We start from the raw sequence: 22,357 nt of genomic DNA on the forward strand, positions 1-22,357 counted from the left end.
TGCTCAGTCTCCGCTCAGAGGTCCGCCGCCGCTTCCGCCGCTTCCGCCGCTTCCGGCGCTTCGCCGAGCAGCTCGGCCCACATCCCGGGGAAGTCCGGGAGGGTTTTGGCGGTGGTGGCCACGTTCTCGACCTCCACGCCGGGCACGGCGAGGCCGAGCACGGCCGCGGCGGTGGCGAGGCGGTGGTCCTCGTAGGTGTGGAAGATGCCGCCCCGCAGCGGGCGCGGGCGGATCCGCAGGCCGTCCTCGGTCTCGGTGACGTCGCCGCCCAGGTCGTTGATCTCCTTGGCGAGCGCGGCGAGCCGGTCGGTCTCGTGCAGACGCAGGTGGGCGATGCCGTACAGGTGGGACTCGGAGTCGGCGAGCGCGGCGACGGCGGCGATCACCGGGGTGAGCTCGCCGACGTCGTGCAGGTCCGCCTCGATGCCGTGGATCCGGCCGGTGCCGGTGAACTGGAGGCCCTCGTCGGTGAACTCGCAGGCGCCACCCATCCGGGTGTAGATCTCGCGCAGCTGGTCACCGGGCTGGGTGGTGTGCCGGGGCCAGTCCCGCACGGTGACCCGGCCGCCGGTCACCAGGGCGGCGGCGAAGAACGGCGCGGCGTTGGAGAGGTCCGGCTCGACCACCAGGTCGCGGCCGATCAGGGCGCCGGGGGTGACCCGCCAGACGTCCTTCTCGCCGCCGTCCTCGGGGGCGTCGACCTGGGCGCCGGCGAGGCGCAGCATCTCCACGGTCATCCGGATGTGCGGCAGCGACGGGACCGGGCCGCCGACGTGGCGGACCTCGATGCCGTGGTGGTAGCGGGCGCCGGAGAGCAGCAGGGCGGAGACGAACTGGGATGAGGAGGAGGCGTCCAGCTCGACCGGGCCGCCGTCCAGCGAGCCGGTGCCGTGCACGGTGAGCGGGAAGGCGCCGCGGCCGCCGTCCTCGATCCGGGCGCCGAGCGCGCGCAGGGCGTCGATCACGCCGTGCTGGGGGCGCTCGTAGCAGCGCGGGTCGCCGTCGAAGTGCACCGGGCCGTCGGCGAGGACAGCGAGCGGGGGCAGGAAGCGCATCACGGTGCCGGCGTTGCCGACGTCGACCGAGGCGGGGCCGAGCAGGGCGGGGGCGGGGATGACCCGCCAGGCCTCGCCGCCGCCGGTGCCGCCGGAGTCGTTGTTGACCTTCTCCTCGATGGTGACCCCGAGGGCGCGCAGGCCGTCGGCCATCAGCTGGGAGTCGCGGCTGCGCAGCGGGCGGCGCACCCAGCCCGGCCCGTCGGCGAGTGCCGCCAGCACCAGGGCCCGGTTGGTGACCGACTTGGAGCCGGGGATGGTGACGGTGGCGTCGACGGGGCTGGTCGCGACGGGGGCGGGCCACAGGGTCTCGGTCATGGGGCAAGTCTAGGGGCCGTACGGGAACGGAACGTGACTCGCCCGCTCGCCTCCGGGCGCTCCGGCCCGGTGCCGACGGTCGGCGCTCCGGCGCTCGTGCCTCGCTGGTCGCTTCTCCCTTTCGGCACCGGCGCGCCCTTCGGCTCGGGGCGGGGACTCGCCAGCCCGCCTCCGGTCGCGGCTCGGGGCGGGGACTCGCCCGCTCGCCTCCGGGCACTCCTGCGGCGGGGCGGGCTAGGAGAGCGGCTGGAGCAGCCAGGCGGCGCCGAGGGCGAGGCAGGCGAGGGCGACGAGCAGGAAGACGGTGACCCAGGCGAGGGCGGGGACGTGGGTGAGGCGGGCGAGCTGGTCGGCGTCGGAGTCGCGGGCCCAGCCGATCCGGCGCTGGTGCTGGAGCTCCAGGACGGGGCGGACGGCGCCGAGGAGCAGGAACCAGCAGCCGAGGTAGGCGAAACCCGCCTGGACCTCGGCGCTGCCGAACCAGGAGACCAGGAAGAAGGCGCCGCCGGCGACCAGCACGGTGAGGAAGCCGAAGGCGTTGCGGATGCGCAGCAGCAGGGCGAGCAGCAGCACGATCGCCAGCCAGAGCAGCAGGGTGATCCGGTCGGCGGCGAGCAGGGCGGCGCAGCCGAGGCCGAGCAGGGCGGGGGCGGTGTACCCGGCGGCGGCGGTGAGGACCATGCCGGGGCCGGTGGGGCGGCCGTAGGAGAGGGTGAGCCCCGAGGTGTCCGAGTGCAGCCGGATGCCGGCCAGCTTGCGGCCGGTGGCCAGGGCGATCAGGCCGTGGCCGCCCTCGTGGGCGATGGTCACGGCGTTGCGGGCGACGTGCCAGAGCGGGCGGGCCAGGACGGTGAGCAGGGCGGCGGCGCCGGTGGCCAGGACCAGCCAGCCGGGTGGGGCGGTCTGGGTGCCGGTCACCTGGTTCCACAGGTCGCCGAAGGTCTGGTGGTTCGCGTTCATCGGTGTCTCTCCGCCTCCGTCCGCCGCACTGGGCCGTCTCGTCGGGCCGTCGCGTTGGGCCGTTCGGGGCAGCCTCCCATGCGGGGGACGGGCGGGAGGGGGCGGGCGGTTCTGGTCCGGGGACGGACAGGTGCGGAGGACCGGTGGCATGGCAAGCTGGCCCGCATGTGCGGTCGGTTCGCAGCCAGCAGCAAGCCCGAGGACGTCGTCGAGCTCTTCGGGGTCGAGCACTGGGATCCCGCGGAGACCCTGGACCCGAACTGGAACGTCGCGCCGACCGACAGCGCCTTCGTGGTGCTGGAGCGGCTGGGCAGGGAGCGGCCGGAGCCGGTGCGGCAGCTGCGGGTGCTGCGCTGGGGGCTGGTGCCGCAGTGGTCGAACTCCGCCGAGACGGCGGTGAAGATGATCAACGCCCGGTCGGACACGGTGCACGAGAAGCCCTCGTACCGGCAGGCCTTCGCCGCGCGCCGGTGCATCCTGCCGGTGGACGGCTACTACGAGTGGCAGACGGTGCCGGGGGAGCGCGGCAGGGCGCGCAAGAAGCCGTACTTCGTCTCCCGGGCGGACGGCAGCCCGCTGGCGCTGGCCGGACTGTACGAGTTCTGGCGCAACCGGGCGGTGCCGCCGGGGCATCCGGAGGCCTGGCTGGTGACGTTCACCGTCGTCACCACGGACGCCGAGGAGGCGCTGGCGCCGATCCACGAGCGGATGCCGCTGTTCCTGGACCGGCGGGACTGGGACGAGTGGCTGGACCCTCGGCTGACCGACCCGGACGCGGTGCGCCGGCTGCTGACGCCCCCGCCGCCGGGCGCGCTGCTGGCCACCCCGGTGTCGCCGGCGGTCGGCAGCATCCGCAACAACGGCCCGGAGCTCAAGGAGCCGTGGGCCGAGGCCGAGTACGAGACCACCCTGTTCTGAACACTCCTGGAGTCACCGCGATGAGCACCACCGAACTCGTCCCCACCGAGGCCGGGGAGGCCCGGATCAGCTACCACCGGGCCGCGCGGCCGCGGGCCGTGCTGGCGCTCGGCCACGGTGCGGGCGGCGGGATCGAGGCCCGGGACCTGGTGGCGCTGGCCGGGCGGCTGCCGGACCGGGGGATCACCGTGGCGCTGGTCGAGCAGCCCTGGCGGGTGGCCGGCCGGAAGCTCGGCCCGGCGCCGAGGACGCTGGACCTGGGCTGGCGGCCGGTGGCCGAGCGGCTGGCCGGGCAGGGGCTGCCGCTGGTGGTGGGCGGGCGCAGCGCCGGGGCGCGGGTGGCCTGCCGGATGGGCGCGGCGACCGGGGCGGTCGGGGTGGTGGCGCTGGCGTTCCCGCTGCACCCGCCGGGCAAGCCGGAGAAGAGCCGGGCCGGGGAGCTGCTGGAGTCCGGGCTGCCGACGCTGGTGGTGCAGAGCGCGGCGGACCCGTTCGGCGGGCCGGCGGAGTTCCCGGAGCTGCCGGCCGGGCACGAGCTGGTGGCGGTGCCGTACGGCAGCCACGGCTTCGAGGTGCCCAAGCGGGCGCCGATCGGGCAGCAGGAGGTGCTGGACCTGATCTGTTCGTCGGTGGGGGACTGGGTGCTGGGGCTGGTGTGAGGCCGTGAGCGGGGAGTCTCCACTCGATCACTCGTGCGAGTGAATGCCTGGTGCGGCCGGGAATGCGGGCCGGGTCCGGGTGGTTGTCGTGTCCGTCAGCACGAGTCACCGGTGAGAGGCAGGGCAGATGGGTTCGATCGCGTGCCCCGAACGACCTGAGGAGCGCGAGGCCACCACGGCGTTCGCCCCCTCCTGGTCGGAGTGGCTCGACGCGGGCGAGAAGCCCGTCAGCCCGATATCCTCCATTTCTGGGCGGCCCGCCGTGGGCCGTACCCGTCATGCCGAGGAGGTGGGTCCGGTCGTCGGGACCGAGCACGAGGCCGAGCCGGGCCGTGGCCCGGACGAGGCGCTGCCCGCGGGCGAGGCGCTCACCGGTGAGGAGCTGGCCGAGGCGATCGGTGAGGACACCTACCGGGTGTCGGCGGAGGAGAGCGAGGAGGCCCGGCGGGAGCGCTTCGAGCGCGACGCCCTGGGCTACCTGGATCCGATGTACTCGGCGGCGCTGCGCATGACGCGCAACCCGGCCGACGCGGAGGACCTGCTCCAGGAGGCGTTCGCCAAGGCGTACGCGTCCTTCCACCAGTTCCGTGAGGGTACGAACCTCAAGGCCTGGCTGTACCGCATCCTCACCAACACGTTCATCAACTCGTACCGCAAGAAGCAGCGGGAGCCCCAGCGCACCGCGGCGGAGGAGATCGAGGACTGGCAGCTGGCCCGGGCCGAGTCGCACATGTCGACCGGTCTGCGCTCGGCCGAGACCCAGGCGCTCGACCACCTCCCCGACAGCGATGTGAAGGACGCGCTCCAGGCCATCCCGGAGGAATTCCGGATCGCCGTCTATCTCGCGGACGTAGAAGGCTTTGCGTACAAGGAGATCGCGGACATCATGGGTACTCCCATCGGTACGGTGATGTCCCGGCTGCACCGCGGCCGCCGTCAGCTGCGCGGCATGCTGGAGGATTACGCCCGTGAGCGCGGGCTGGTCCCGGCCGGCAGCGGGGCAGGGCAGGAAGCGAAGGGCTCGGGCTCATGAGCTGCGGCGATCCGCACGAAACCGAGTGTGGCGAGGTCCTCGACCACCTCTATGAATTCCTCGACAACGAGATGCCCGAGGGCGACTGCGCGAAGTTGCGGGTGCACTTCGAGGAGTGCTCGCCCTGCCTGAAGCAGTACGGGCTGGAGCAGGCGATCAAGGCGCTGATCAAGCGCTCCTGCGGGTGCGACGACACCCCGACCGACCTGCGCAGCAAGGTGCTGGCCAGGATCGACTCGATCCGGGCCGGGCAGCGTTCGGGCGAGCAGGTGGTGGTCGCGGTGGAGACCACCGTCGAACTGCACACCGAGTCGGCCCGGCCGGCGCCCAAGCCGGGCGGGGCCGCCGAGGCGAAGCCGGCCGGGCGCTCCGGCGCTCCGGTCGAGGCCGGCGCCCAGGTGGAGTGACGGCCCGTCGGGCGGACGCCCGTACGGCGAACCTCTGTACGGCGGTCGGCCGGGCGGTCGACCACCGGGTGCGGTAGTCCGTCGGTCCGCCGGTGAGGGCGGGCCGGACGGTTCGGGCAAGGAGGGCAGCGGCCCCGGGAGTGCGAGCTCCCGGGGCCGCTCCCGTTCCGCCCGGATGCGCCCTCACTCGATCGAGTGAGTTGGCGGTGCGCCAACTGCGCCGTTGCCCCATCATGCGTCCCCGCGCGGGGGTGGCGGCCTATTCTCCTGACGGACACTCACCGTCGGTCCGCCCGACGTGTTGAGGCAACACGGGGTTCGTACGGCGGGGAGGTCGAGATCGCTACCGACTGTGGAGGACCGACCCTGCCGCGAGGGGCGGCGCGCTACCTGGTGGCCGTCCCGGTGGCGGCGCTGTGCTGCCTGGTGCCGCTGCTGCCCGCCGCGGCCGCCCCCGGGGTGCCGCACTGGCTCGGCGCGCCGGTGGACTGGCCCAAGGTCGGGCTGCTGGCCTTCCTGCACGGCTGCTGGGAGTCCCTGGCCCAGGGCCTGCCCACGCCCTGCCTGGTGCTGGTGCGCCGGTTGCTGCGGCGGTCGGCGCTGCCCGAGCGCACACCCGCCCGGCCCGGGGCGAACGCCTTCTTCCCGGTGCTGTTCGCCGGGGTGCTGATGCTCCCGCCCGCCGCCGCCGCCCTGGTGGCCGCCCCGGCCGCGCTGCTCGGCGGACCGAGCGGGCCCGGCTGCCGCCCGCGCCAGCTGTTCAACGGCTCCCAGCTCGCGCTGTGCGCCTTCGCCTCCTCGGTCGCCTTCCACCTGCTGCACGGCCCGCAGCTGCTGCTCGGCTCCCGCTTCCCCGCCGCGTTGCTGCCCGGACTCGCCGCCGTCGCGGTGTTCTGCCTGGTCAACGGGGTGGTGGTGGGCGTGATGCTGGTGTTCAGCGAGGGCCGCCGGCCCCGGGTGCTGCTGCGCGGGGCGCACTCGGCGTGCGGGCTGCCGGTGCTGGTGCACGCGGCCGGCGGGCTGATGGTCGCGGTGCTCTGGCAGGGCCCGTACGGCGCGTTCGCGGCGCTGCTCACGCTGCTGCCGCTGTCCATCTCGGCCTGGGTGTTCGCCCAGGGCCAGCGGGAGCGGGACGCCCACCAGGCCACCGTGCAGTCGCTGGTGCAGGCCGTGGAGATCAAGGACTCCTACACCCGGGGCCACAGCGAACGGGTCGGCCGGGCGTCGGTGCTGATCGCCACTCAGCTCGGCATGGAGGACGAGCGGCTGCGGACCCTGCGCTTCGCCGGCATCCTGCACGACGTCGGCAAGCTCGGGGTGGCCACCGAGCTGCTGCGCAGAAACGGTCCCCTTACCGAGGAGGAGCGCCGGGCGGTGGAGATCCACCCCGTGTACGGGTACGAGCTGGTGCGCGGGATCGACTTCCTCGGCGAGGCGCACGCCGGGATCCTGCACCACCACGAGCGGATGGACGGCCGGGGCTACCCGAGCGGGCTGGCCGGCGAGCAGATCCCCGAGTTCGCCCGGATCATCTCGGTCGCCGACGCCTTCGACTCGATGACCTCCACCCGCTCCTACCGGCGCGGTCGCCCGGTCGGCGAGGCGGTCGCGGAGCTGGAGCGCTGCTCGGGCAGCCAGTTCGACCCGGTGATGGTGCGGGCGCTGATCGACGCGCTGGCCGGGCACGACTGGCAGCCGGTGGTGCACCCCGAGGACTGCATCCAGGCGGTGCCGGACATCCCGCTCGGGGTGCCGGAGCCGGTCCGGGCGGCGCCGGGCCGGGTGCCGACCCAGGGCGGGAGCGTCCCCACGGCCGGGCAGCCGTGAGGCCTCCCGGGCGTGTGGCCCGGGGACGCGCGCCCTGCGGGCGCAGCGCGCGCGCCGTGCACGCGGCGGCCGCCGCCCTGCTGGCGCTCGCGCTGGGCGCGGTCGCGGTGCGCGGGGTCGCGGAGCCCGGGGTCGCACTGGCGTTCACTACGCTGATCGCGCTCGGCGAGTGCGTCCGGATCACCCTTCCGGGGGATCGGGAGCAGGCGCCCATCGGCGCGGCCGGCGCGCTGGCGTACGCCCTGCTCGGGCCGCTGCGCGGGGTGCCGACCGCGCACGGGACGCTCCAGGTGGTCGCGGTGACCGGGACCGGCCTGGTGCTGGCGTGGCTGGCCGGCCTCGTCCTGCCGCGCCGCGTCCTGCCGGACGGCCCCGGGCGCCCGGACCGCCGTCCGGCCTGGGCCGACCCGGCCCGCCGCGACGGCGCCGCCCGCCGGCTGCTCGCCGTGGGCTTCGCCGCCGCCGTCTTCCAGCCGCTCTACAACGGCGGCGCGGTCGACCGCTTCTCGCCCGAGGGCCCGGCGTACGGGGCGTTCCTGACCACCGTCGCCGCGCTGGCCGCGCTCTGCGACGCGACCCTGGCGGCGCTGCTGCGCCGCTCCGGCGGGGGGCCGCGGTTCCCGGCGGCGCTGGAGGACGAGCTGCGCTCGCTGTTCGGCATCGGCTCGGCGATCGTCGCCACCGGGATGCTGGTCAGCCTCGCGGCAGGGGAGGTGGGGCTCTGGGCGCTGCCGCTGTTCTGCAGCCCGCTGCTGCTCGCCCAGGTGTCCTTCCGGCGCGCCGCCGCCGTGCGGGCCACCACCGGGCAGACCATCGCCAGCCTCGCCCGGGCCACCGAGGTGGCCGGCTACACCCCGCACGGGCACGCGCGCAGGGTCGCGGACACGGCGTGCGCGCTGGGCCGCGAGCTGGGTCTGGGCACCCGCGAGCTCGCCCTGTTGGAGTACGCCGCGCTGATGCACGACGTCGGCCAGCTGTCCCTGGTCGAACCGGTGCCGGACGGCGCCACCGCGCTGCTGCCCTGCGCCGAGCAGCAGCGGATCGCCCGGCTCGGCAGCGAGGTGATCAGCCGCACCGGGGTGCCCCGGCAGGTCGCCGAGCAGGTCGCCCGGCTGGCCGACCCGTGCACCGGGCCCGCCGCCGAGGGCCCGGTGCCGCTCGCGTCCCGGATCATCCGGGTCGCCAACGCCCACGACGACCTGCTCACGGCGGCCCGCGGCCGGGGCGTCGGCGAGGCGGTCGGACGGCTGGAGGCGCTGGAGGCGCTGCGGCTGGGCCGCGGCCGGGTCTACGACGCGCGCGTGGTGGACGCCCTGGCCCGGGTGGGCGGGCAGGCCCGCCGCTGAGAGGCGGTCCGGGGGCGCCCGGGGCCCGCGCGGCCCGGGCCGTCCACCGCCGCCGCGCGCCCCGGGAACCGGGCTCCGGGCCCCAGGGGTTGAGCGGGCGGGATCGGACGGGCAGGCTGGGGAGGGGCGGGCCCCAACCTCGGCGGTGGGGAGCGCGGGCGGGGGCGGGCGTGGTTGGATGCGGTCGTAGCGTGGAACACCGACCCGGGGCACCGGGCCCGCACGCCGCCCGAGGCGGTACGGGCACGGTGGCACGGGACTTGAGCGGACGACGACGGCAGGGACGAACGTGAGGATCTTCCACCGGGCACGGCACCGGCCGTCCGCCACCTGGCGGCAGACGACCGACCGGGCCTTCACGCTGATCGGCGACGGCCGCTACGAGGACGCCGGCGCGCTGCTGGTGATGGCCGCCGACCTGGAGCCGTGGCTCTCCGACTCCTGGTTCAACCTCGCCCTCCTGCACAAGTTCCGCCGGGACTGGGAGCAGGCCCGCTCGGCCGGCCTGCGCGCCGTGGCCCTGCTGGACCGCGAGCACGGCGCCCCGGACTGGTGGAACCTCGGCATCACCGCCACCGCCCTCCAGGACTGGCCGCTGGCCCGCCGCGCCTGGCAGGCGTACGGGCTGAAGCTGCCCGGCGGCCCCGGCGGGCAGCAGGACGGCCCGGTCAGCCTGGACCTCGGCACCACCCCGGTGCGGCTCTCCCCGGACGGCGAGTCCGAGGTGGTCTGGGGCCGCCGGCTGGACCCGGCCCGGATCGAGGTGCTGTCCATCCCGCTGCCGTCCTCCGGCCGCCGCTGGGGCGAGGTGGTGCTGCACGACGGCGCCCCGCACGGCGAGCGGGTCACCGACGGCGTCGCCTACCCGGTGTTCGACGAGATCGAGCTGTGGGCGCCGTCCCCGGTGCCGACCTACGTGGTGCTGCTCCAGGCCGCCACCGCCGGGGACCGGGACGCGCTGGAGCGGCTGGTCGCCGACGCCGGCTACGCGGCCGAGGACTGGACCTCCTCGGTGCGGCTGCTGTGCCGCGCCTGCTCGGAGAGCCGGATGGCCTCCGACGACGGCGTCGCCGCCCACCACGACCCGCACGACGACGGCGACGCCGCCCACCCCGGCCACCTCAGCCACCTCAGCCAGGGCGGCGCGGCCGGGATGTCCTGGCTCGTCGAGCGCGAGTGCGGGATCGCCGCCCCGGCCCACCTGGTGCGCACCCTGCTGGACCGCTGGGTCGCGGCCGCCCCGGCAAGCCGGGCTTACCGCGATCTCGAAGAAGTGTGCTGAGTACCCTGGTGAGGTAACGCGTACACCGACGGAAGCGGAAGACATGGCGGAGCAGGCCGAGCAGCACGAGCACGAGCACGACGTGGAGGGGGCGGCGCCCGAGACGCCCGTGAAGGTGATCGGTGAGGAGCCCGACCTCGGCAAGGGCACCGCGCGCCCGATCACCGTCGTCGGCAACCCGGTGCTGCACCGCGAGGTCAAGGACGTCACCGCCTTCGACGGCGAGCTGTCCGCGCTGGTCGACGACATGTTCCAGTCCATGTACGCCGCCGAGGGCGTCGGCCTCGCCGCCAACCAGATCGGCGTCGACCTCAAGGTCTTCGTCTACGACTGCCCGGACGACGAGGGCGTGCGCCACATCGGCCACGTGATCAACCCGAAGCTGGAGGAGTACCCGGCGGACCGCCGCCGCGGCCTGGACGACGGCAACGAGGGCTGCCTCTCCGTCCCCGGCGCCTACGCCGAGCTGCCCCGCCCGGACTACGCCGCGGTCACCGGCGTCGACAAGGACGGCAAGCCGATCCGGGTCGAGGGCACCGGCTTCTTCGCCCGCTGCCTCCAGCACGAGACCGACCACCTCTACGGCACCCTCTACATCGACAAGCTGTCGAAGCGGGACCGCAAGGACGCCCTGCGGCAGATGGCCGAGGGCACCCCGAAGTACGCGACCGTGCCGAACGAGTAACCCGCCGAGGTCGGTCGGGGGCCGGTCCGGGGATATCCGGACCGGCCCCCGCCTCTTCGTATCGGTCGGGTATCGGGGAGCGCTCGACCGGCCGTCACCACGGGCGGCGAAGCGGCCGGGTCCGGTATCTGCCGTATCGTTCCCTTGTCCGCCGCCCCACGAACCGGAGCCTTCCCCCCGTGTCCTCGCCCGTACCCTCCCCGCGCCCCGTCCGCGTGCTGCTGGTCGAGGACGACGAGCTGATGCGCCGCTCCTTCACCGTCGCCCTGGAGCGCTACGGCTACGAGCTGCGGGCCGCGGCGGACGGCCTCACCGCGCTGGAGCTGTTCCGGGACGAGCCGTTCGACCTGCTGGTGCTGGACGTGATGCTGCCCGGCCTGGACGGGATCGGCCTGTGCCGCAGGGTCCGCGAGACCAGCCTGGTGCCGGTGCTGATGATGTCCGCGCGCGGCGACGGCCTCGACGTCGTCGCCGGCCTGGAGGCCGGGGCGGACGACTACGTGGTCAAGCCGGTCGACACCTACGTGCTGGTGGCGCGGATCCGCTCGCTGCTGCGGCGGGCGACGTACCCGCCCGTGCCGGCCTCCTCGCCGTCGCCGGACGAGGCCGCGGGCGACGTGCTGGTCTTCGGGGACCTGACCGTCGACACCGCCGGCATGGAGGTGTCCGTCGGCGGGGCGGCGGTGGCCCTGACGCCGACCGAGCTCAAGCTGCTGCTGGAGTTCGCCGCCCACCCCGGGGTGGTGCTGGAGCGGCACACCCTGCTGCGCAACGTCTGGGAGTACGGCTGGGACGGCGACAGCCGGGTCGTCGACCTCTGCGTGCAGCGGCTGCGCCGCAAGCTCGGCCGGGAGCGGATCGAGACGGTCCGCGGCTTCGGTTACAAGCTCAGGCGTTGAGCGCCGTGCGCGGGTTCCCGCGGCGCCGGGCCTCGCTGCGCCGGAAGATCGCCGCGCTGGCCGCCGCCACCGCCTGCCTGGTCGCGGTGGCGGTCGGGGTGCTGGTGCACCTGTGGACCGCCCAGGACATCCACGCCCGGGCCGAGGCGCGGGCCTTCAACGCCGTGTACGCCGCCATGGACGTCTACCGGCGCACCGGCTCGCTGTCCGAAGGCGCGGAACTCGACCCGCCCGAGCTGCCCGCGCGACTGCGGCACCCGGCCGACGACCAGCGGCACACCGCCTACGACGGGCGCGTCGAGGGCAACGCCGGCCCGAGCTACTGGGCCGCCCAGCGCACCGGGGGGCCGGGCAGCCCGGTGCTGGCCGTACAGGCCAACATGGCGTCGGAGCTGTCCGACCTGCCCCGGCTGGACGTGGCGATGGCGGTCGCCTCGCTGCTCGCGCTCGCGGTGGCGGTGCCGCTCGCCGGGTACGGCGCCGGGCTGCTCGCCCGCCGGCTGCGGCGGGTCGCCGAGACCGCGGGCCGGATCTCCGCCGGGGACGTCGACGCCCGCACCGGCCCCACCAGGGGCGGCGACGAGGTGGCCGAGATCGCCGCGACGGTGGACGCGATGGCCGACAGCCTCGGCCGGCGGCTGCGCACGGAACGGCAGTTCACGGCCGACGTGGCGCACGAGCTGCGCACCCCGGTCGGCGGGCTGCTCGCCGCCGTCGACCTCCTGCCGGCCGGGGAGACCGAGGACCTGATCCGGGCCCGGGTGCGGGACCTGCGGGGGCTGGTCGAGGACCTGCTGGAGGTCTCCCGCCTGGACGCCGGAGCGGAGCGGCCGGTGCACGTCCGGGTGCCGCTCGGGGAGGTCGTGCGGGAGGCGGTGGCGCGCACCGGGTTCGACGCCGAGGTCCGCGTCGGGGAGCCCCTGCCGGTGGAGACCGACCCGCGGCGGCTGGAACGGATCGTCGGCAACCTCGTCCTCAATGCGCACCGGCACGGCGCCGCCCCCGTACGCGTCACCGTCGAGGGCCGCACCGTCGTGGTGCGCGACCACGGCCCCGGCTTCCCCGCCGAGCTGCTGCGCCACGGCCCGCGCCGCTTCCACACCGGCGCCGCCGAGCGCGGCTCGGGCCACGGACTGGGGCTGACCATCGCGGCGGGGCAGGCCCGGCTGCTCGGCGCCGAGCTGCGGTTCGACAACGCGCCGGACGGCGGCGCGGTGGCCACCCTGCGGCTGCCGGACTGAGCGGCCGGCCCGGCTGGGCGTCCGGCCCGGCCCGAGCGGGGGTCCGGCTGAGTAGCGGGTCGGCTGCTACAGAACCGCTGCGAAGTGGAGCGGGCACCGATACCCGGCGGTGCGGGGCCCCGATACGTGCTCCGGACACCCTTCGAAGTGCACCGATTCGCCCTTCGACAGGAGTCCTCCCCGTGACCGCCCACGCCCTCACCCCGTTCGTGACACCCGGGATCGCCGCCGCCACCGCCGACCTGACCAAGGTGTACGGCAGCGGCGACACCCGGGTCACCGCCCTGGACGGGGTCAGCATCGCCTTCCGGGAGGGCGAGTTCACGGCGATCATGGGCCCGTCCGGCTGCGGCAAGTCGACCCTGGTGCACTGCGCCGCGGGGCTGGACGCCCCCACCTCCGGTTCGGTCCGGATCGGGACCACCGAGCTGGGCGCCCTGGGGGACCGGCAGCTCACCCGACTGCGCCGGGACCGGGTCGGGTTCGTCTTCCAGGCGTTCAACCTGCTGCCCACGCTGACCGCGCTGGAGAACATCACCCTCCCGCTGTCGCTGGCGGGGCGGCGGCCGGACCGGGAGTGGCTGGAGCGGGTGGTCGCGACGGTCGGGCTCTCCCAGCGGCTCGGCCACCGCCCGGCCGAGCTGTCCGGCGGGCAGCAGCAGCGCGTCGCGGTCGCCCGGGCGCTGGTCGCCCGCCCCGCGATCGTGTTCGGCGACGAGCCGACCGGCAACCTCGACTCCCGCGCCGGGGCCGAGGTGCTGGGCTTCCTGCGGGACTCCGTACGGGAGTTGGGGCAGACGGTGGTCATGGTCACCCACGACCCGGTGGCCGCCGGGTACGCGGACCGGGTGGTGTTCCTGGCCGACGGGCGGCTGGTCGACGAGATGGCGCACCCGACGCCGGAGCGGGTGCTGGACGTCATGCTGCGTCTTTCCGGGGGCGCCCCCGGGACCCCCGCCTCCGCCGGCTGAGCCCGTTCCCCCCTTCTCCTTCCGAAAGCCACTCATGTTGACCACAGCCCTGCGCAACGTCCTCGCGAACAAGGCCCGGCTGCTGATGACCGTGCTCGCGGTCTGCCTCGGGGTCGCGTTCGCCTCCGGCACCCTCGTCTTCGCCGACTCCACCGCCGCCGCCCAACGCGCCTCCGCCACACGGAACTTCGCCGACGTCGCGGTCACCGTCACCGCGAGCGAGCCCGCCGTGCTGACCGACGGCCTCGCCCGTCGGCTCGCGGAGGTGCCCGGCGTCGCGGCGGTCCGGCCGACCGCGGACGGGAGCGCCACCCTCAGCGCGTCGGACGGCCACCCGCTGCGGGTGAAGCGGGGAGCCAACCTCGCCGCCGCCTACGAACCCGGGCGCCACCCGCTGGTGGAGGGCCGGGCCCCGGCCGCCGAGGGCGAGATCGCCGTCGACCGGGGCACGGCGGCCGCGGGCGGCTACCGCCTGGGCGACCCGGTCACGCTGGCCACGGACGGCCCGGTGATGACGGCCCGCCTGGTCGGGATCGTGGCCACCGCCGACACCCGGGTCACGGCCGGCGGCACGCTCACCCTGTTCGACCGGGCCACCGCGCAGAAGCTGTTCGCGGCGCCGGGGGAGTACACCGGCGTCGACCTCGTCGCCGCTCCCGGCGTCGGCCAGTACGAACTGGCGCGGCGCGTCACGGCCGTGCTCCCCGCGGACCGGGCGGAGGCCACCACCGGGCAGGCGCAGGCCGAGCAACAGGCGCTCTACGTCCGCACGTTGACCCGCGGCTACCAGAAGATGCCGATGGTCTTCGCGGCGGTCTCGCTGTTCATCGGGTCGTTCCTGGTGGTCAACACCTTCACCATGCTGGTCTCCCGGCGCGGCCGGGAGATCGCGCTGCTGCGGGCGGTGGGCGCCACCCGGCGCCAGGTGGTGCGCTCCCTGCTGGCCGAGGCCGTCCTGGTCGGGCTGGCGGCGTCGGCGGTGGGGTTCGCGCTCGGGCTCGGCATCGCGACCGTCCTGCCCGACCTGCTGAGCACCGACGGCAGCCGGCTGCCCGAGGGCCCGCTGGTGATCGGGGCCCGGCCGGTGGCGGCGGCGCTGTTCGTCGGGGTCGGGGTGACGGTCCTGGCGGCCTGGCTGCCCTCGCGGCGGGCGGCGCGGATCGCGCCGGTCGAGGCGCTGCGCTCGGTCTCCCGCCCCGCCGGGGGCTCCCGGCTGCGCCCGGTGGCCGGTACGGCGCTGCTGCTGCTCGGCACCGGTCTGCTGGTCTCGCTGTCGGGCTCGGCGAAGGACGCCTCCGAGGAGAACCTGCGCAGCGCGATGCTCGGCTGCGGGGTGCTGGTCGTCGCCCTGCTCGTCCTGGCGCCCTCGCTCGCCGTCCCGGCGATCCGGCTGGCCGGGCGGCTGACCGGGCGGTTCGGGCTCCCCGGGCGGCTCGCGCGGGACAACGCCCTGCGCGACCCCCGGCGTACCGCCGCGACCGCGGCCACGCTGCTGATCAGCACCGCGCTGGTCAGCGGGCTCGCCACGATCGGCGACTCGACCGCCCGGGCCCTGGACCGGCAGGCGGCGGCCGGGCTGGGCGCCGACTACGTGATCAGCACCGGCAACACCATGAGGGGCATCGATCCGGCGGCCGTCGGGCGGGTGGCCGGGGTGTCCGGGGTGCGGGAGGCGAGCGCGGTCGCGGACTCGACGGCGGTCGTCGGGGGCCGGGTCCGGGAGGTCTCCGGCGTCGATCCCGCCGCCGTCTCCCGGTTCATGAAGCTCGACTTCGTCAGCGGCTCGGTCGAGGACCTCGGGCCCGGCCGGATCGCCCTGTCGCGCACCGCCGCCGAGGAGAGCGGGGTGGGCGCGGGTGGCCGGATCGCGGTCCGGATGGGCCGGAGCGAGCAGCCCGCGACGTACACGGTGGCGGGCGTCTACCGGGACAACCCCACCGCGCGGGACGTCGTCGGCGTCCGGGACGAGGTGCAGCGCGACAGCTACAAGCCCGGCTCCGTCCAGCGGATCCTGGTGCGCGGCGAGGGCACGTCCACGGACGCCCTGCGGACGGCGGTCGGCGACAACCCGCTGCTGAAGGTGCAGGACCGGGCCCAGCTGGTGCGCGAGGCGGCGGGGACGACGGGCGAGCTGCTCACGCTGATGTACGGGCTGCTCGGCATCGGCGCGGTGATCTCCGCGCTGGGCATCGTGAACACCCTGGCCGTGTCGGTCACCGAGCGGACCCGGGAGATCGGGATGCTGCGCGCCCTCGGCATGGACCGTCCCGGCATCCGTCAGATGATCCGCCTGGAAGCGGTGACGGTGGCCGCCTTCGGCACCCTGCTGGGCCTGGCGGGCGGCCTGTTCGGCGCCTGGGCGGTCGGTGCCCTGGCCGGCGGCGCGGTGGACGGGTACGCGCTGGCGCTGCCGTGGGGGACGCTGGCGCTGGTGTGCCTGGCCTCCCTGGCGACCGGCGCGGTGGCGGCCGCGCTGCCCGCCCGCCGGGCGGCCGCCCTCGGCCCGCTGGAGGCCGTCGCGCAGGGGTGAGCCGATGGCCTGGTCCCCGCCCGGCGTCCACGCGCGGGGCGGGGACAGCCGGGTTCCGTACGGGCGGTGGCGTTCCGTCCTGCCGTGAGCCGGGTGCGCGGATCAGGACTCGCCGTGCTGGCCGCGGGAGAAGATGGTCGGGCTGCCGGGGAGCTCCGGATTCGCGCCGAGGTGGTCGGCCAGGTCGCGCACCCCCTCGGCCAGGGTGACCGCCGGCCGGTACCCCAGGCCCGTGAGCTTGGCGATGTCGCCGACCAGCCGGTAGGTGTCGTCCTCGATCTCGGGGATCACGCTGACCTCGGGTGCGACGCCGGTGGCCTCCCCGATCACGTTGACGAGGTCGCGCATCGACACCTCGGTGCCGGAGCCGATGTTGTACACCTCGCCCGGGTCGCCCCGGTCGGCGATCGTCAGCAGCCCCTGGACCAGGTCGGTGACGTGGACGAAGTCGCGGGTCTTGCGGTCGATGTCGCCCACGATCTGGATGGGCCGGTGGTTGAGGTGCCAGCGCAGGAAGCGTCCGACCTCGACCATCGCCTCGTGCGGGTTCTCCCCGGGCCCGTAGACGCAGAACGGGCGGCCGACCACCACCGGCAGGCCGCAGGCCCGGTGGAGGGCGAGGCAGGTGATCTCACCGCTGAGCTTCGACGCCCCGTACGGCACGAAGGGGCGGGTGGGGTGGTCCTCGTCCATGGGGAACCGCCGGGGGATGCCGTAGACGGACGCGGACGAGACGTAGACGACCCGGCGTACGGACGCCTTGAGGAGGGCCTCGGCGAAGGAGAGCGTGCCGAGCGCGTTGATCTCGAAGTCCAGGCGGGGCTGGGTCACCGACAGGGTGCCGTTGGCGTTCGCGGCGACGTGGAAGGCCAGGTCGGCGTCGTCCACGGCCTCGGCGATGGCGTCGACCTCGCGGATGTCCAGCATGTGCAGGGTGGTCCCGGACGGCGCCGAGATGCTCGTAGCGGTCCGGGCGTTGTCGATGATCGCCACTTCCTTGCCCAGGAAGAGGAGGGCGTTGGTCAGGTGCCTGCCGACGAAACCCAATCCGCCCGACACCAATACCTTGTCGTATTCTTCGAGCATATATTCGATATATCAGCCCTTGAATACGACCGCGCTCCAGGCCTGCGGAACCGCGTCCGTCCGGGTGAAATATCGGGCGGACGGGAATGGGCCGGGGCGGACCCACCGCCCGCACCGGCCCCTGGTCCTGGTCCTGGTCCTGGATTCCTACGGGACGAGGAGCCACTCCGGGCCGTAGGTGCGGTGGGGGTCGCCGGGGAGTGCGACGGTGTTCAACTCCCTCGCCGTGACGCCCAGATCGGTCATGTTCCCGATCGCGTCGAACAGCCGGTCCTTCTCGCCGTCCCAGGCCTTCTGGAGATTGTCCAGCATGGTGCTGTACGTGGTGTTGAACTCGTGCAGCCGGGCGGCGGTCGCCTGGTCGGGCACGTTGGCGGGGTCGTTGGCCCAGCCGCCGGCCGGGACGCGGGCGACGGGCGCGGCGAGCGGGAGCGGGACGTCGGGGCCGGTGAACTCGAACCTCCCCGTCGTGGGGTCCTTCACGAGCTTCCTGCCGACGGCGATCTCCTTGAAGGCGTAGTAGTGGGCGAGTTCGCCCGGCTCGCCGAAGAAGGGGTTGTCCGGGGAGGTGTCGGTGCCCTCGCCCTGGGTCCGGATGACGTCGAGCGCCCGCAGGACGTCGTCGATGGTGTTCATCGCGACGACGTCGTTGCCGGCGCCGTGGCCGATCGCCCCCAGCGGGAAGGTCACCTGGTTGTTCCCGGTCAGCAGGTGCGCGAACCTCGGGAACACATCGGCGATGCGCTGGTAGAAGGCGCCGATCGTGTTCCCGTCGGCGGCGAACGCCAGCGGGTTCTCGGGCTTCTCGATGTCGGAGAAGAGGGCGGCCGACTCGCGGGTCAGCCCGCTGAGGAAGACCTCCAGCCCCGGGTTGACTCCGCCGGGCAGCTCGCCGGGGTACTTGGGGACGGTGAGCGGGTCGGTGAGGACGACGCGGCCGCCGATGCTGGTGAGCATGTTGCAGACCAGGCCGAAGTGCGACATCTCGTCGAAGACGATCTCGCGGATCGTGCGGCGGACCGGGTTGCCGTCGTCCGGATCGGTGATCGACCAGAGCGCGGTGGCGTAGGGCGGGATGGTGGAGAGCTCCAGCATGATCGCCCGCTGGAGGGCGTCCTTGAGCTCCTGCTCGGTCCAGTCCTCCTCGGTGATGTTCATGAGCTGGACGATCGCGTCGCTCTCGTAGTCCAGGATGCCGGTCGTCGCCACGGTGTACCCCTTTCGTTCGGCTGTGCGCCGGACCGTAGTCGGGGCTCGGTCGTCCGTGAGCGTGGAATGCCGGTGCGGCCCGGGAGTTCATCCGGACGGGCGCGCGCGGACCTGCGGCCGCCCCGCCCGGCGTTCACGCCGGGCGGGGCGGGGGAGTTCAGGGCCGGGAGGCGGCGGTGACGGTGATCGGGTGGGCGGTCCAGTCGGTCATGTCGCCGACGTGGAGGGTGGTGCTCCAGGTGCCGTTGCGGGCGAGGCAGTTGGCGACGCCCTCGCCCCCGCCGGGGCCGATGCGGATCCGGATGACGTCCCGGTGCGCCTCGCGGACGGGGAGGGCGCGGATGCGCTCCCAGAGGATCGGGAGGGCCGACTGATGTCACAGCGGTGCCCCGCACGGGCTGTGGCCGTGCGGGGCACCGCTGTCGTTCGTTCTTCTCGTTTTAGAAGTCGTCGTCGAAGGCGACCGAGCCCTCGACGGCGACCTGGTACGCCGACACCCGGCGCTCGAAGAAGTTGGTCAGCTCCTGGACGTTCTGGAGCTCCATGAAGCCGAACGGGTTCGTCGACCCGTACCGGATCGGCAGGCCGAGGCGCGCGAGGCGCTGGTCGGCCACCGCCTGCAGGTACTCCCGCATCGACGCGGTGTTCATGCCGGGCAGACCGTCACCACACAGGTCCTGGGCGAACTGGAGCTCGGCCTCGACGGCCTCCTCCAGCATCTCCGTGACCTGCTTGGCCATCTCGTCGTCGAAGAGGTCGGGCTCCTCCTCGCGGACGGTGTCGACCACCGACATGGCGAAGTCCATGTGCATGGACTCGTCGCGGAACACCCAGTTCGTCCCCGTGGCCAGGCCGTGCAGCAGGCCCCGGCTCCGGAACCAGTACACGTAGGCGAACGCGCCGTAGAAGAACAGACCTTCCACGCACGCCGCGAAGCAGATCAGGTTGAGCAGGAACGCCCGCCTGTCCTCCTTCGTCCGAAGCGAGTCGATGTGGTCGACCGCGTTCATGTACTTGAAGCAGAACTGGGCCTTCTGGCGGATGGAGGGGATGTTCTCCACCGCGGCGAAGGCCGCGTTGCGGTCCTCCGGGTCGGGCAGGTAGGTGTCCAGCAGCGTCAGGTAGAACTGGACGTGCACGGCCTCCTCGAACAGCTGGCGCGACAGGTACAGCCGCGCCTCCGGGGAGTTGATGTGCTTGTAGAGGCTCAGCACCACGTTGTTGGAGACGATCGAGTCACCGGTCGCGAAGAACGCGACCAGTCGCCCGATGAGGTGCCGCTCGCCCTCGCTCAGCTTCGCCAGGTCGGCGACGTCCGAGTGCAGGTCCACCTCCTCCACCGTCCAGGTGTTCTTGATGGCGTCCCGGTACCGGTCGTAGAACGACGGGTACCGCATCGGGCGCAGGGTCAGCTCGAAGCCGGGGTCGAGCAGCATCTTGCGGTCTTCGGGGGTGCTCACTGGCAGGCCTCGCAGGACTCGGGGTTCTCCAGGGAGCAGGCGATGGCGGCTTCCTGCTCCGGGGTGAGGGAGGGGGTGTTCACGGGCACGGGCGCGGGCGCGGCCGCACGCGCGGTGCCGGACGCGGCCTGGGCAATGCGGGTGGCCGGGCGCGAACGCAGGTAGTAGGTGGTCTTGAGACCCACCTTCCACGCGTAGGCGTACATCGAGCTGAGCTTGCCGATGGTCGGCGCCGCCATGAACAGGTTCAGGGACTGGCTCTGGTCCAGGTACGGCATGCGGGCCGCCGCCAGGTCGATCAGCGCGCGCTGCGGCAGCTCCCAGGCCGTCCGGTACAGCGAACGGACCTCGGCGGGCAGCCAGTTCAGCTCCTGCACCGAGCCGTTGGCGTCGCGCAGCGCGTCCCGGGTCTGCTGGTCCCAGACGCCGAGGTCCTTGAGCTCGCGCACCAGGTACGGGTTGACCTGGAGGAACTCGCCGGACAGCGTCTCGCGCTTGAACAGGTTGGACACCTGCGGCTCGATGCACTCGTACACGCCGGCGATGGACGCGATGGTCGCGGTCGGCGCGATGGCCAGCAGCAGCGAGTTGCGCAGGCCGGTCTCGGCGATCCGGGCGCGCAGCGCGGTCCAGCGGTCGGCCCACTGCGGGGCGGCGCTCGGGAAGTGGTCGATGTGCAGCTCGCCGCGGGCGGCGCGGGTCTCGCCGTACGCCTCGTGGCGGCCCAGCTGCTCGGCCAGGTCGGCGGAGCGCTCGTAGGCGGTGAGCATGATGCGCTCGGCGATCAGCGTGGACAACTGCTTCGCCTCGGCGGAGTCGAAGTCGATCCGCAGCTTGAAGAAGACGTCTTGGAGGCCCATCACGCCCAGGCCGACCGGCCGCCAGCGGGAGTTGGACGTCCCGGCCTCGGTGGTCGGGTAGAAGTTGATGTCCACCACGCGGTCGAGGAAGGTGACGGCGGTGCGCACGGTGGCGTCCAGCCGCTCCCAGTCCATGGCGCCGAGCAGGTCGGCGGCGGAGGCGCTGGGGGCCACGTGGGCGCCCAGGTTGACCGAGCCCAGGTTGCAGACGGCGGTCTCGGAGTCGTCCGTGACCTCCAGGATCTCGGTGCACAGGTTGGAGGAGTGCACCGTACGGCCCGGCAGCGCGGTCTGGTTGGCGGCGCGGTTGGAGGCGTCCTTGAAGGTCATCCAGCCGTTGCCGGTCTGCGCCAGGGTGCGCATCATGCGGGCGTACAGGGTCTGCGCCGGGATGGTGCGCACGGCCTTGCCGGCCTGCTCGGCCTTGCGGTACGCCTCGTCGAAGTCGGCGCCCCACAGGTCGACCAGCTCGGGCACGTCGGCCGGGGAGAACAGCGACCAGTCCTCGTCGGCGTTGACCCGGCGCATGAACTCGTCCGGGATCCAGTGCGCCAGGTTGAGGTTGTGGGTGCGGCGGGCCTCTTCGCCGGTGTTGTCGCGGAGCTCCAGGAACTCCTCGATGTCGGCGTGCCAGGTCTCCAGGTAGACGCAGGCCGCGCCCTTGCGGCGGCCGCCCTGGTTGACGGCGGCGACCGAGGAGTCGAGGGTGCGCAGGAACGGCACGATGCCGTTGGACTTGCCGTTGGTGCCGCGGATCAGGCTGCCGCGCGAGCGGATGCGCGAGTAGGACAGGCCGATGCCGCCGGCGTGCTTGGAGAGGCGGGCGATCTGCGCGTAGCGGTTGTAGATCGAGTCCAGGTTGTCCAGCGGCGAGTCGAGCAGGTAGCAGCTCGACATCTGCGGGTGCCGGGTGCCGGAGTTGAAGAGCGTCGGCGAGGAGGTCAGGTACTCCAGGCGGCTCATCAGGCCGTACAGCTCGGCCACCTCGCGCACCGACTGCTCGCTGTCGCCGACCGCCAGGCCACAGGCGACGCGGAGCAGGAAGTGCTGCGGGGTCTCGATCACCTTGCGGGTGATCGGGTGGCGCAGCAGGTAGCGGGACTGCACGGTGCGCAGGCCGAAGTACTCGAAGCGGTCGTCGCCCGAGGTGTCGACCAGCGCGTCCAGGGCGGCGGCGTGCTTGGTGACGAAGGCCGCGGTGGTGTCGCCGATCAGGCCCTCGGCGTGGCCGACGGCGATCGAGGCGGAGAAGGACGTCGAGCCCTGGCTGTTCGCCTCGTCGACGATCTCCAGGGCGAGCAGGCGGGCGGCCAGCTTCGAGTACTGGGGGTCCTCGGCGATCATCGACGCGGCGGCGTCCACGGCCAGCCCGCGGAGTTCGGCGAAGTCCGAGCCGGCGTGGCGGCCGCGCAGCGCGGCGGCGGCGACGTGGCCGGGGTCCACCTCGGTGAGGTCGGTGCTGCGGTCGGTGAGAAGCCGCAGCAGGGCGCCGCCGGGGTCGGAGACCGTCGGGTCGGTGAAGGCGGTACCGGAGCCCTGGGCGGGCAGGGTGGCTGAGGCAGCGGTGGTCAAGGCGCTCTCTCCTGGCGGCGATCGGCGGCGGTGATCGGG

General features: G+C 73.9%; 18 protein-coding genes. 12 read left to right on the forward strand and 6 right to left on the reverse strand.

Translation table 11 applies throughout. The features are described 5' to 3' along the window. Positions 1–14: 14 nt before the first annotated feature. Positions 15–1,373: a 3-phosphoshikimate 1-carboxyvinyltransferase gene (gene aroA / locus ACZ7RU_RS04825; RefSeq protein ID WP_470339511.1), complete on the reverse strand. Its 1,359-nt coding sequence runs from the start codon at positions 1,371–1,373 to the stop codon at positions 15–17. 234 nt (positions 1,374–1,607) lie between these two features. Further along, entirely contained in the window at positions 1,608–2,333 is a 726-nt protein-coding gene (locus ACZ7RU_RS04830; protein WP_470339512.1) for a M50 family metallopeptidase, read from the reverse strand. 165 nt (positions 2,334–2,498) lie between these two features. On the opposite strand from ACZ7RU_RS04830, the gene ACZ7RU_RS04835 reads away from it, so the two are divergent. From ACZ7RU_RS04835 to ACZ7RU_RS04890, 12 genes are all read left to right on the forward strand, one after another. Next, positions 2,499–3,251, forward strand: coding sequence for an SOS response-associated peptidase (locus tag ACZ7RU_RS04835; protein WP_470339513.1), 753 nt, complete (start codon positions 2,499–2,501; stop codon positions 3,249–3,251). A 20-nt stretch (positions 3,252–3,271) separates the two neighbouring features. Further along, positions 3,272–3,910, forward strand: a complete 639-nt coding sequence (locus ACZ7RU_RS04840) for an alpha/beta hydrolase family protein (protein WP_470339514.1) — start codon at positions 3,272–3,274, stop codon at positions 3,908–3,910. A 289-nt stretch (positions 3,911–4,199) separates the two neighbouring features. Further along, positions 4,200–4,943, forward strand: a complete 744-nt coding sequence (locus ACZ7RU_RS04845; protein WP_387750071.1) for a sigma-70 family RNA polymerase sigma factor — start codon at positions 4,200–4,202, stop codon at positions 4,941–4,943. Continuing rightward, positions 4,940–5,350: a mycothiol system anti-sigma-R factor gene (gene rsrA, locus ACZ7RU_RS04850; protein WP_470339515.1), complete on the forward strand. Its 411-nt coding sequence runs from the start codon at positions 4,940–4,942 to the stop codon at positions 5,348–5,350. Before ACZ7RU_RS04845 ends, rsrA begins: the two co-directional genes overlap by 4 nt. 393 nt (positions 5,351–5,743) lie before the next feature. Continuing rightward, entirely contained in the window at positions 5,744–7,177 is a 1,434-nt protein-coding gene (locus ACZ7RU_RS04855; protein ID WP_470339516.1) for an HD-GYP domain-containing protein, read from the forward strand. Between the two features lie 56 nt (positions 7,178–7,233). Continuing rightward, entirely contained in the window at positions 7,234–8,523 is a 1,290-nt protein-coding gene (locus tag ACZ7RU_RS04860; protein ID WP_470339517.1) for an HD-GYP domain-containing protein, read from the forward strand. Positions 8,524–8,812: 289 nt separating this feature from the next. Then, the gene (locus ACZ7RU_RS04865; RefSeq protein WP_387750078.1) at positions 8,813–9,805 is read left to right on the forward strand and encodes a tetratricopeptide repeat protein; all 993 of its coding nucleotides are present in this window, start codon (positions 8,813–8,815) and stop codon (positions 9,803–9,805) included. Positions 9,806–9,848: 43 nt separating this feature from the next. Further along, entirely contained in the window at positions 9,849–10,490 is a 642-nt protein-coding gene (gene def, locus ACZ7RU_RS04870) for a peptide deformylase (protein ID WP_470339518.1), read from the forward strand. Positions 10,491–10,669: 179 nt separating this feature from the next. After that, positions 10,670–11,389 (forward strand): two-component system response regulator CseB, encoded by a 720-nt coding sequence (gene cseB, locus ACZ7RU_RS04875; protein ID WP_470339519.1) that lies wholly within the window; start codon positions 10,670–10,672, stop codon positions 11,387–11,389. Continuing rightward, a complete protein-coding gene (locus tag ACZ7RU_RS04880; RefSeq protein ID WP_470339520.1) occupies positions 11,386–12,630 on the forward strand; it encodes a sensor histidine kinase in 1,245 nt (414 codons plus the stop codon). The genes cseB and ACZ7RU_RS04880 overlap by 4 nt, the downstream gene beginning before the upstream one ends. Positions 12,631–12,812: 182 nt before the next feature. Next, positions 12,813–13,601 carry an ABC transporter ATP-binding protein gene (locus ACZ7RU_RS04885; protein ID WP_470339521.1) on the forward strand — a complete coding sequence of 263 codons (789 nt, stop codon included), beginning with the start codon at positions 12,813–12,815 and terminating at the stop codon, positions 13,599–13,601. Between the two features lie 34 nt (positions 13,602–13,635). After that, positions 13,636–16,131: an ABC transporter permease gene (locus ACZ7RU_RS04890; RefSeq protein WP_470339522.1), complete on the forward strand. Its 2,496-nt coding sequence runs from the start codon at positions 13,636–13,638 to the stop codon at positions 16,129–16,131. Between the two features lie 102 nt (positions 16,132–16,233). On the opposite strand, the gene ACZ7RU_RS04895 is transcribed toward ACZ7RU_RS04890, so the two are convergent. The 4 genes from ACZ7RU_RS04895 to ACZ7RU_RS04910 form a co-directional block, all read right to left on the reverse strand. Next, positions 16,234–17,217 (reverse strand): NAD-dependent epimerase/dehydratase family protein, encoded by a 984-nt coding sequence (locus ACZ7RU_RS04895; RefSeq protein ID WP_470339523.1) that lies wholly within the window; start codon positions 17,215–17,217, stop codon positions 16,234–16,236. Between the two features lie 147 nt (positions 17,218–17,364). After that, a complete protein-coding gene (locus ACZ7RU_RS04900; RefSeq protein WP_470339524.1) occupies positions 17,365–18,426 on the reverse strand; it encodes a ferritin-like domain-containing protein in 1,062 nt (353 codons plus the stop codon). A 440-nt stretch (positions 18,427–18,866) separates the two neighbouring features. Then, on the reverse strand, positions 18,867–19,862 hold the full coding sequence (locus ACZ7RU_RS04905; protein WP_470339759.1) for a ribonucleotide-diphosphate reductase subunit beta: 996 nt from the start codon (positions 19,860–19,862) through the stop codon (positions 18,867–18,869). 20 nt (positions 19,863–19,882) lie between these two features. Beyond that, positions 19,883–22,294 carry a ribonucleoside-diphosphate reductase subunit alpha gene (locus tag ACZ7RU_RS04910; protein WP_470339760.1) on the reverse strand — a complete coding sequence of 804 codons (2,412 nt, stop codon included), beginning with the start codon at positions 22,292–22,294 and terminating at the stop codon, positions 19,883–19,885. Positions 22,295–22,357 lie beyond the last annotated feature (63 nt).

Source organism: Kitasatospora sp. NPDC114501 (genome assembly GCF_055633695.1).